Below are 3,105 nucleotides of genomic sequence, written 5' to 3' on the forward strand. Positions count from 1 at the left end.
ATACCCCCGGGCCACACCCGCACCCGAGAGGTACAACTCACCCGCCACACCCACCGGAACCGGCCGCAACCCCCCGTCCAGCACGAACACACCCGTGTTCCGGATGGGACGGCCGAGGGTCACGGGCTCGTCGGCGACGAGCCGGGTGGCGGTGGACCAGATGGTGGTCTCGGTCGGGCCGTAGAGGTTGGTCACCTCGGCGGCGTGGGCGGTCAGCGTCTCGGCGAGCGTGGCGGGCACGGCCTCTCCGCCGACGAGGACGCGCAGACCGCGTACGGCTTCGGGCTCGCGCGCCACGAGTTCCTGCCAGAGGGCGGGGGTGGCCTGCATGACCGTGACCCCGGCCCGTTCGATGAGCGCGGTGAGGGCCTCGGGGTCGAGGACCACTCCGTCCTCGCCGACGACGACGCCGGCACCGGACAGCAGCGGTACGTACACCTCAAGGCCCGCGATGTCGAAGGACCAGGTGGTGACGGCGAGGAGCCGGTCCCGGGCGTCCATCGGGAAGCGCTCGGCCATCGAGAGCAGGAAGTTCATCAGGTTCCGGTGCTCGATGGCCACGCCCTTGGGCCGGCCCGTGGAACCCGAGGTGTAGAGGACGTACGCCGTGTGCGCGGGGTCCAGCGGGGCGGCACGTCCGGCGTCGTCGAGGTCGGCGGCGTCGTGTGCGGCCACGGCCGCGGCGGTTCCGGGGTCGTCGAGGACGAGCCGGGGAACCCCGGTGTCGGGGAGCCTGCCGGCGGTCGCCGTGTCGGTGACCAGGAGGGCCGGACGGGCGTCGCCGAGGACCAGTTCGATCCGTTCGGCGGGGTGGGCGGGGTCGACGGGGAGGTAGGCGGCGCCGGACTTGAGGACGGCGAGGAGCGCGACGACCATGGCCTCGGTCCTCGGCAGCGCGAGCGCCACGAGCCGCTCGGGCCCGGCGCCGCGTGCGATCAGCTGCCGCGCCAGCCGGTTCGCCCGCCCGTTCAGCTCCCCGTACGAAAGCTCCGTACCGCCGGACACCACCGCGACCGCCTCCGGCGACCGTGCGGCCTGCCGCTGGAACGCCTCGGGGAGGGTGACCGGCGGCAGCGGGTGGGCGGTGTCGTTCCACTCGGTGAGGATGCGGTGGCGTTCCTCCGCGGTGAGCAGTTCGATGCCGCTGACGGGGAGGTCGGGGTCGTCGGCGACCTGTTCGAGGAGCCGGGCGAGGCGTGCGGCGACCGAGGCCGCCGTCGACTCGTCGAAGACGTCGGCGCTGAACTCCAGGAATCCTTCCAGGCCGTCGGGGGCGCCGTCGCCGTCCTGCCGCTCCATGAGGGTGAGGGACAGGTCGAACTTGGCGGTGTCGGCGCCGACGGGCTCCGGTGCGACGGTCAGGCCGGGCAGGTGGAGGTCGGTGTGCTCGTTGTTCTGCAGGGAGAGCATGACCTGGAAGAGGGGGTTGCGGCCCATGGACCGCTCTGGGTCGAGGACCTCGACGAGCCGCTCGAAGGGCACGTCCTGGTTCTCGAACGCGCCGAGTGCGGTGTCGCGGGCGCGGTCGAGGAGGTCGCGGAAGGCCGGGTCTCCGGACACGTCGGTCCGCAGCACCAGGGTGTTCATGAAGCAGCCGACGAGCTCGTCCAGAGCGTCGTCCAGCCGGCCCGCCACGGGTGAGCCGATCGGCACGTCCTCCCCCGCGCCCAACCGCGACAACAACGCGGCCAGACCGGCCTGGAGCACCATGAACACCGAGGCGCCCGACTCCCGCGCCAACCGCACCAGAGCACCGTGAGCCCCCGCGTCGAGCCGGAACGGAACCGTCCCACCCCGATGCGACATCACCGCCGGCCGCGCACGGTCGAACGGCAACGCCAACTCCTCCGGCGCCCCGGACAGCAGCTCGCGCCAGTACGCCAACTGCCGGGCCACCACGCTCGAAGCGTCCGACTCCTCGCCGAGCAGGTCCCGCTGCCACACCGCGAAGTCCGCGTACTGCACGGGCAACGCCGACCACTCCGGGGCGCCGCCCCCGCACCGCGCCGCGTACGCACGCGACACGTCATGGGTGAGCGGGGCGACGGACCAGCCGTCGGCCGCGATGTGGTGGACGACCAGGAGCAGCAGGTGCTCGTCGGGGGCGGTGCGGTAGAGGTGGGCGCGGAGCGGGATCTCGGCCGTCAGGTCGAAACCACGGGCCGCACGGGCCGCCGACACCTCCCCAGCGGCGTCCCCATCCACCAGGTCCACCACGTCCAGACCCGGCCACACCTCGGCCGCGTCGAGGACCACCTGCCTCGGCTCCCCGTCCACCTCCGGGAACACCGTCCGCAGACTCTCGTGCCGCCCCACCACATCCGCCAGCGCCCCACCGAGGGCCGCCACATCGAGCGGACCCGACAACCGCACCGCGAAGCGCATGTTGTACGCGGCGGACTCGGGGCCCTCAAGACGGTTGAGGAACCACAGTCGGCGCTGTGCCGACGAGGTCGGCAGGGCGCCGGTGCGCGGTACGGCGGTGAGCGGGGGCCGGTCGCGTTCTCCGGAGCGGGCCCGGTCGGCGAGTGCGGCGACGGTGGGTGCCTCGAACACGTCCCTGATCGACAGGGACGTACCGAGGGCGGAACGGGCTCGGCTGACGAGCCTGGTGGCGAGGAGGGAGTGGCCGCCGAGTTCGAAGAAGCTGTCGTCGATGCCGACCCGTTCCAGGCCGAGAATCTGCGCGAACAGCGCGCACAGGACTTCCTCCACCGGGTCCCGGGGTGTCCGCGAGGACACCACCGCGCCCAGGTCGGGCGCCGGCAGCGCCTTGCGGTCGACCTTCCCGCTCGGCGTCAACGGCAGCGCGTCGAGGACGACCACCAGCGGCACCATGTACTCGGGCAACGACCGCCCGACGTACGCCCGCACGGCCGCGGCATCGACGGAGGCCCCGGCCGCCGGCACCACATAACCCACCAGCACGGCACCGCCATCAGGACCGTCGGAGCGCGCCACGACCACCGCACGCGCCACCGACGGATGCCCGAGCAGCACCGCCTCGACTTCACCCGGCTCCACCCGGAACCCGCGTACCTTCACCTGCTCATCGGCACGCCCCAGGAACACCAGACGACCGTCCGCCGACCACCGCACCACATC

1 protein-coding gene is annotated in these 3,105 nt (G+C 72.8%); it reads right to left on the reverse strand.

The genetic code is table 11. The features are described from left to right. Positions 1-3,000, reverse strand: a 3,000-nt coding sequence (locus tag ABT034_RS35175) for a condensation domain-containing protein (RefSeq protein WP_351221176.1), incomplete at its 3' end; no start/stop codon positions are given. Positions 3,001-3,105: the final 105 nt, after the last annotated feature.

This window comes from Streptomyces sp. NPDC002773 (assembly GCF_040295605.1).
GTDB lineage: Bacteria > Actinomycetota > Actinomycetes > Streptomycetales > Streptomycetaceae > Streptomyces.